The 7,997-nt window shown below is 46.5% G+C and carries 6 protein-coding genes; 2 read left to right on the top strand and 4 right to left on the bottom strand.

Features of this window, described 5'->3' with window-relative positions; genetic code table 11:
* The first annotated feature begins 506 nt into the window (after window positions 1-506).
* Both ACZYSM_RS26960 and ACZYSM_RS26965 read left to right on the top strand, forming a co-directional pair.
* On the top strand, window positions 507-1,841 hold the full coding sequence (locus ACZYSM_RS26960; RefSeq protein ID WP_489076372.1) for a DarT ssDNA thymidine ADP-ribosyltransferase family protein: 1,335 nt from the start codon (window positions 507-509) through the stop codon (window positions 1,839-1,841).
* Window positions 1,841-2,977: a macro domain-containing protein gene (locus tag ACZYSM_RS26965; RefSeq protein WP_470383924.1), complete on the top strand. Its 1,137-nt coding sequence runs from the start codon at window positions 1,841-1,843 to the stop codon at window positions 2,975-2,977. Before ACZYSM_RS26960 ends, ACZYSM_RS26965 begins: the two co-directional genes overlap by 1 nt.
* 105 nt (window positions 2,978-3,082) lie before the next feature.
* Here the strand turns inward: ACZYSM_RS26965 and ACZYSM_RS26970 are convergent, their stop codons facing one another.
* The 4 genes from ACZYSM_RS26970 to ACZYSM_RS26985 form a co-directional block, all read right to left on the bottom strand.
* Window positions 3,083-3,370 carry a hypothetical protein gene (locus ACZYSM_RS26970; protein ID WP_489076375.1) on the bottom strand — a complete coding sequence of 96 codons (288 nt, stop codon included), beginning with the start codon at window positions 3,368-3,370 and terminating at the stop codon, window positions 3,083-3,085.
* Window positions 3,367-4,347, bottom strand: a complete 981-nt coding sequence (locus ACZYSM_RS26975; RefSeq protein ID WP_489076379.1) for an integrase domain-containing protein — start codon at window positions 4,345-4,347, stop codon at window positions 3,367-3,369. The genes ACZYSM_RS26970 and ACZYSM_RS26975 overlap by 4 nt, the downstream gene beginning before the upstream one ends.
* Before the next feature lie 1,035 nt (window positions 4,348-5,382).
* Window positions 5,383-7,410 carry a hypothetical protein gene (locus tag ACZYSM_RS26980; protein ID WP_489076377.1) on the bottom strand — a complete coding sequence of 676 codons (2,028 nt, stop codon included), beginning with the start codon at window positions 7,408-7,410 and terminating at the stop codon, window positions 5,383-5,385.
* Window positions 7,410-7,997: hypothetical protein (locus ACZYSM_RS26985; protein ID WP_489076381.1), on the bottom strand; the 588-nt coding region annotated here is incomplete at its 5' end. The genes ACZYSM_RS26985 and ACZYSM_RS26980, both read right to left, overlap by 1 nt.

Genomic DNA, 7,997 nt, shown 5'->3' on the forward strand with positions numbered 1-7,997 from the left:
GTAGGGGTTGAAGATTTTAAGATCAAAAGATCGCAGCCTTCGGCAGCGCCTACCGGAGGGGCGGGGGTTACGGGGTGTTTTTGGGCGTTGGGTTTTCTGGATGGCGGAAACAACAAAGGCCCGCATTTCTGCGAGCCTTCGTTTTGTATGGTGCGGCACCAGGAGTCGAAAATAATCACAAATATATGATTTATAACGTTTTTATTTTTATTAGTTAGACAAGCTATCTCTAAAACTATCCTTTGGCACTCCCCCGACCTTCTATAGATTGATCCGCAGGATGGGGGATGTGGAGGCAGGAAATGACTCGGTCAGCCTCGCCAGGCTCTAGATGGCCGTGCTTTGCTTGACTCGCCCCACTCTGGAAGCTGCATAGTTCTTCTCCTCCAGTGACTCGTTGAGGGCTTTGTGGCAGCCTTCTAGGGGGGCAGCGCCGTTTGGGTCCACAGGCACCCTATTCATTGCTGCTGACTAGGTAATTTCTGAGCGTTTAATAAGGACATCAAATGCCAATTCCAGATCGTTATAACGGCCGCTACGCATATCACTTTTCGTCCATTGAGAACTTGGATTCAATTATTGAACTGGGGTTGCTCTCGACGAACCAGAAGCTACAAAGAGGCGTAACTCACGTAGATGTTGCTGCTGCGGGGATTCAGTGCCGAAGAGGCGCGATGGAAGTCCCAGGTTCAGAGGGACGTCATGTTCATGATTACGTCCCATTTTACTTTGCACAAAAACCCCCGATGCAGCTTTCTGTTATTCTTAAGAAAAATGTTGATCAACAGTTCTTGATTTATTTTGCTGTTCCCTTACGGATCATCGATTCTAGGCAAGGAGTTTTCTTTACCAGTGCTTCAGCTAATACAGATATTCCCCCCCCGTTTTTTTGTTCGGCCGAGTCGGATCGTCTGGGGGATTTGAACTGGGGGATTATTGATCACAATAAATGGAAGTATCCTGATGACAATGAGCGTCATCAAAAAATGGCTGAGTTGCTTGTCCCTGATCTGGTTTCTATGGCGGATGTGGCGTATATAGTTGCTTGGAATGATGGTTTTGCTCAGATCATTAGAGATCGATTTGCTGAAAAGGGAGTTCCATGTCCAAATGTCGTGTGTAATTCGTGGCATTATTACCCAGACATGCAAGATAAGAGGTTCTCATTCATTACTGGTCCGTATTTCTTAAAGAAAGGCTTTTTAGATACGGTTTCAAGCATAGAAAATGGTCGCCTCCCGAATCCAAAGTTTTTAAATTTGGAGCAGGCGCTGAATGCTGTTCGGGCGGATTTTTGCTCAATATTAGAGCTTGCTAATATTGATGGTCTTGCGGCTGACTATGGTCCTCATAAAGATGATGTAGGCACTCATAGTAGGCGAGTCGCAGAGCTTGTATTTGAGAGTCCGGAGTACAATGCTCTTGATCTCCGAGGGAAGCAGATTTTAGAGTTTGCGGCATTTTTGCATGATATAGGTAAGGGGCCTAAGACTAGATGGGCCAATTCGTTTATGGACAAGGCTGATAGTAATCATGCTTGCAAGTCTTTGCCAATGTTGCAGCGAATTTTGACTGAGGATGTAGGTGGGCTTTCTAATAACGACATTCGCCAACTGGTTTTGTTGGTCACCTATGATGACTTGCTGGGTGAGATAGCTGCAAAAGGACGCGATAAAAAACAATTTTTAGATGTGATCTCCTGTGAAGAGGATGTCAATATGCTTGTCGCTCTGAGTCGTGCTGACATCGGGGCAATTGATCAGGGTTGGCTGATGGGTACTTATCAGCGCATTGAACAGCTTCGGGATGAGGCATTTAGACTCCTTCGAGGTGAAAACTGATGATTAAATTTGTGTCAGGGGATTTTTTTAAATTTGAGGCTGATATAAGGGTCAATACTGTTAATTGTGTTGGAGTTATGGGGGCGGGTGTTGCTTTGGCCTTTAAGAAACGGTACCCGAGCATGTTCGCTGATTATGCTGAACAGTGTAGTTTAGGATTGATTAGACCTGGGAAACCCTCTGTCTGGCATAGCTCAGATGCTTTGCTTGAAGATGTTGAGGTTGTTAATTTTCCCACAAAGGATCATTGGAAAAAGCCGTCCGAATATTCATACGTGGAAAGTGGGCTGCAGTGGCTATCCACTTATTTAAAGGAAAGGAAAGGGAAAGTAGTTACACTTCCTGCGCTAGGATGCGGCCACGGTGGACTGGAGTGGGTCAGGGTCAAAGAGCTAATCGAGAAGTACCTCGGTGACTCCCCTGCGCAGATTTTGGTTTTTGAACCGTCAAGTTCAAAAAGCGCTGGAAAAGCTATTGCGGATTATTCCAAATATTCTGCTATGTTTAGAGCTGTTGAAATCAAAGTTATTGGCGGAAAAGCTCCGAATTACCCAGCTTCACTTGGGCGATTTGTTGAGAAGGATTTGTATGTTTTTCCATCCTCTATTTCAGTTGTTAATTTTGATTTCTCTTTGATTTGCAGTTCAACTCCAGCGGATAAAGAGAAAAAGTTGGTTGAGCAAATTTTAGATTTCTGTGAAAATGAAGGGCTAAGTGTTTTGCTCGGAAGTTCTGCATATGAAAAGAAGCTTGCCGTCAGTCGAGCGAATCGAGGGCTGAAAATCGGCTGTTTCCTGCCCGTTGGGATTTATGCCTCAGCAAAAAAACTAAAAGAAAATAATTCAGTAGAAAACTTGATGTTGTTGTCTATTGGATCTCCGACAGATGATTTTGACAAAAAAGAATATCTCCCATCCGTGCTGAGTCGTATATTCTTGGCCAAGAAAACTTTATTTCTAACGAATAGGTTGTCTTGGTTGGAAAGATATAGCTCCTTGTTGCAGGAAAATAAAATATCTTCATATATTTATAACGATTCCGAGCTGGCTGTCGAAGACTTCAATGCTGCAATTAATTCTGGGGCAAAGGTAATAGAGCCCGGCGATTTCAGTGCTATGCGGATGCTGGTCCAATGAGAGAGTCATGCTGCCCAACCATAGGGTCGCAAACGTGGCCGATCTTGTGCCTGTCACAGACGGCCGGCTGCGATGGGGTAATTGTTGTCGGTCGTGACTATAAAATCAGTTCTTTGCTTGGCAGTTGAAAACCCATGGCTTTTCTAAACGACGAGCAAGCAGCCGTACAGTAAGTAGGTAGTAATACCGAGTTGCCTCGCATCTCCCAACCAAGTGGTGCTCAAGAAACCAAACCATGTGCTTTCTCTTCCAAGACCAAGGTGTTTCTATCTGCCAGCGTTCAGATACCTCAGCTTGGATGAGCTTTGCTTGCCGTAAGTGGCGCTGACGTGTTGCGTACGAGCCCGTAAGAAATCCACCCAAGAACAGCTCCATGTCGAATGGCTTACTCATGTTCGCCCTCCAATATAGGCAGCGACGACGTCGATCCGACCGTGCCCCAGCTCATAGCCGATTTGGCTACGTGCTTCACGATCGAGGTTCCGATCTACCTGGCAACAGTGGCCGCCATTGATAGGCGCGCGGTGTTGGGTTATTTGCTCATAGCGCTCACACGCGAACGCCGCCCGTAGCTCATGAATGCCTTTGAGGTTGTGTGTATGCAGGATGTCCCGCGCCGGGCTGACGACTTTCTGTAGAAAGCTCACGTAGTTTTCGTTTGGCGCTATCAGGTTGCGACTTCCCGCAGGCGAAGCCTGCTGCGCAATTCTAAGCGCGCCTCGAACATGCGTATCCACCGAAATCCAGCGGGGTGCCGAGGCACCGGCGCGGCCGCCTTTGGTGCCATCCTGTATGTTGATCCTACCGAATTCGTTAGCCTCACGGCTTAGCCGTGGCAGGTCAGCCAAGATGGCCTCACGTAAGCGCATACCGGTAGCTCGCGCCAACAGAACGATCGCAGCGGCCCGTAGCTGATGATGACGGCAAAGCGCATCGACGATTTGCTGAACCTGTTTGCGGTCCTGGCCCTGTGGCACCGACTGGCGAACCCCGGTGCGCTGCATACGCAACGCTTTGCTCGGGGTGGGCAACTTCACGCACTGATCACCGCGAAGCGCCGCCATGGTCCTGTTAACGCTGGATAGCCGATTTTGCGCGGTGCTGATGGCGAGGTCGCCGCGCCTAACCAGGTCACGGAGATACGCTGCATAGTTGGCCAACACCTTCCGATCAACCTGCCGCGCGTCATTGATACCGGGCCCCTGTTCGGATCGGCACCACTTCACAAATGCCTGCCACCGATCAGAATGCGCCTTGACCGTGCCGTAGTGGCCACCGCCGAACATGTCTTTCAATGCCTGCGGCCCCGCATAGCTCAATTGCCTGCCATAGCCGAAATTGCGGCCATCGCGTTTACCCACCAATGTCATGTCGGTCACCCATCCGCCGTTCTCCGATCCTCGCCCCACGTCATCCCGCCAAGAATGCTGAGTGTTATCAGGGTTCAAGGCCCCTGCGACCTGTGGGGATGTCCTCTAACGCGGGACTGACGACTCCTCACGACCGGGAGCAAGGGCATCCCATGATCTGGCCTCCTGAGCACCGTTACCGGTGGGCGGGTGGAGGCTGCACTGGCTGACGAGACCAATGCCGCGAGATCCTGAGTCGGGTGAAGGCAGTGAAGCGATGACCGGGGCATGCCTGACTGTCAGTCAGGTGCAGTCCATTCCATGGTCTGCGGCACCATCATCTATATCGCTGTTGCTGGTGACTTCGGTGTTTGTCACGCCGATTGTCACGAGGGGAAATGCCGCAATGCCTTGTACGAGGTGAGCTGCAGCAGTGGTAGGAGCGCCCGTCTCTTTCCGGAAGAAAGAGACGGGCGCAAGTTGGCGCAAGGAAATGGCCAAGCGGATAGGTTGCTGCAGGGCAGCTATAAAGGGGTGTGAGTTGCCGCAGTGGGCACTCTGGTAGAAGTAGGCATCCATCACATCGCTGTGACCGTGCGAGCCGCCGGACGCTAATCGCTCTTTGGGAGAACCACCACGGTGTGGCGTAGCCTCAAAGGTTCGGGCTACCTGGGTTGCTGTCAACGACAGCGCTCTGCCCGATCTTTTCTACGCCTGTGGATAATTCGGGTCAAGGCTCGAATTTTCCGGAGTTCTGCGGCTGTGGATGAAATTATTCACCCGTGGAAATCAGTAGTTTTCCACAGACAGCTGCGTGGGCTTTTAGATTTTTTAAGTGAGCTTCATGCAAGCAGGGAGGCTCCGTGTTCCGACAATAGAATCACCGCAATATGCGAGCATAGCCCTGTTCGATATGCGTCATATATTGCTTTTAAATGATGTGCGTTAGGGGGGATCGAGATTTGGTCTAGCTCAATTTAGGTGTTTTTAATGAGCAGGGTCTACACATGCTAGTCGACCCTTGCTACAAGAGAACATACTTTAATCTGCACTTTGTTATATAGGGGGACTGCTTTCATATAGGGCTGTTTTTTGAACTGATGGTTTAAGTATGTAGTCGTCAAAAAAGTATATATTCAGATCCTTGCCTTTGCATGCATTTTCCAGTTCGCTTTTTTCCATGCTCGTGGCGAAAATAACCTGGCCACCATAAGACTTGCTTTTTAACGCTGTATCGATCAATGAAATAAAGCTATTTTTACTTGCTTCGTGCTGTCGCGGTTCGTCAAATACCACAAAACCACCATGGTTTATCTCTTTCTCCGTTCCTGCGAGCTCTAAAAGTCCGAGAGTGTAAGCCCAAATAACACGGATATAATCACTCGCAGAAGTTTCTGCTACAATATCATATCCCTCTTGCTCTGGTCGCAAAGTTTGATCCGACACAGATATGGAATTTATTGCCGCGTGATCGAATTGGAATGACTCAAGGTTGCGTCGTATTATCTGTTCTAGTTTTGTTATGGTCGCGTACTTATTAGTTTCAGAACTGTTTTTTCTTGCCAGCCTCAATGAGTCAGAAGCCGTACGCCACGCGGATTGAATTCGTTCAATTTGCTCATTAAGATTTTTTTCTGAATCTTGGAGCTTTTCCACTTCTTTAAGTTGTATTTCTGCTTGTATTTTTTCTCTTAGGATTGCTTTTGTTGCGGCATTTATATCCTCAAAGTCGGCTCTTAAATTATTTAGCTTATCTTGCTCGACGCCTAGTCGTGCTTGGATTAGCTTAGAGCTAGCTTGGAAGTGTTGGATTTCTCCGGCGGTCTTTAATTTGATAGAATTGAAGAAGTCTATTTGATTTTTGAGGAATTCAATATTTTCCTCGAGCGTCATAGGCGCTCTTTGGGTTGAGTTAGACCCTAAGGTGTCGTACATGTTGCTGTCACAAATTGGACATTTGGAAATGTCTAGCTCATCATTGATGACACTTCCCACAGATTTAAGTCGTCGCAACTGTTGGTATTGGTTTAAATCATGTTTCAAAGTTGACGTTTTTTTATCCGTCTCCGATAGAGATAGTAGTGAATTCTCTATTTTTCTTGCTGTATTTTCCGACTCTCTTTGAAGGGTGCGGATTATACTCGCTTGCGATTCAATCTTCTCATTACTTGGTTGGTTTTCAGAAATGCCGTTGCTCAGTTTTTCGATTAGTTTTTTGAGCGAGGATCGCTGGTTGTTGAGGCTTATGTATATGTCATTCTCTAAGTAGGAGAAGTTCACGTACGCCTTTTCCTTTGCTTTTTCTATGTCGGGGATTATATTGATTCTGACACTGTTGAAGTCGGCGACACTTTCGGCGGTAGATCTTATTTTTTCCCACTCTTTTTCCGCGGAATCTACTTTGGCTTTGAGCATGAAGATCTTTTTCTCTTGCTCAAAACTGTTGAATCCTAGGCAGAATTCGGCTGCGTTTTTCTTAACATTTCTGATGTTGTAATGGGTAGGTATGTTTGCTTGTATTTCTGACCATCCGCGTTTTTGTTCGATGAAAAATAGAGGGAATATACATTCTAGATATAGTTTTGTTTCTTTGCCATCGAAAGTAACTACCTCCGGGAGCGTCCAACCAATGAATTTTGCAAGCCAGTGATGAAAACCTAGTTCGCTTTTTGCAGAGCCAACTTCTCCAGCCGCACCTAGAAAATAATCTTGCGTTGATATCAATGAGCTAACCGTGATTTTTTGGCTGTTTCCTTCGATTTCTCTTAGTAGGGTTACCTCATCTCCGCGACTATTGACTATCTTTAATTGCACATTGGAGCTTTTTACTAAATATGGTGTCTCGTCGGTTTTGCTTTTGTAAATGACTTCATAGAGGGACTTGGGGAACGGTCTTTTACGACTTGGGCCGAGAATTGCCTCAAGCCCGAGTCCAAATGCAATGGCGTTAATACAGGTTGATTTGCCGGAGGAGTTGTTTGCACGTATTATATTCAAGCCGTCATTAAAAAATAGCTTTGCAGAGAAAGGGCCGCTTGAAGTATTGACGGAGATTTCTAGTTCTTTGATTTTTAGACCAAGCATTATATTAGTCCCCCTGTGAGGCTTTTAACTTTAGCGTCAGTGAGTTTTTTTCCAAAGTTATCTAAAAAATCTATTTCTTCTTGCATCACTGCGCTTTCAAGAATGGTTCTATAGATATCTTGACCGGCATCTGTAATGTGGACTCTACCATCGGATAATGTAACCAATGCTTTTGCCACACAAATCTCGATTGCTTTGTATGTCGCTGTATCCACTGATATTAGGGGTATATCAAGGGTTCGATCTTTTAAATAGTCTTCATATTCTGGCCATCTATTTTTTCTAATAAGCATCCAGATCAATATGTTCAGTTTTTTGGAATCTAAGTATTTCTTTTCGTTGGATACCCGCTCAATACTGATAATAATCAGCGAGATCCTCCAGAGTGGCCGCATCTCTATAGGTATAGGGTATGGCTTATCACTTATTATCGGAGTTATCTGGCGTTCATTTTTCATTAGGCGGTTGCAGGAGCTGAGTGCAACACGGCTATTGAATTGAAGCAGGAGCCTCATGTTGCAAGCCCATGAGCTGAGTGAATACCTCGATCGGACACAGCCAGTTAAATCGCTTGCGTGGTCGGATGT

The organism is Pseudomonas sp. F220 (assembly GCF_057813935.1).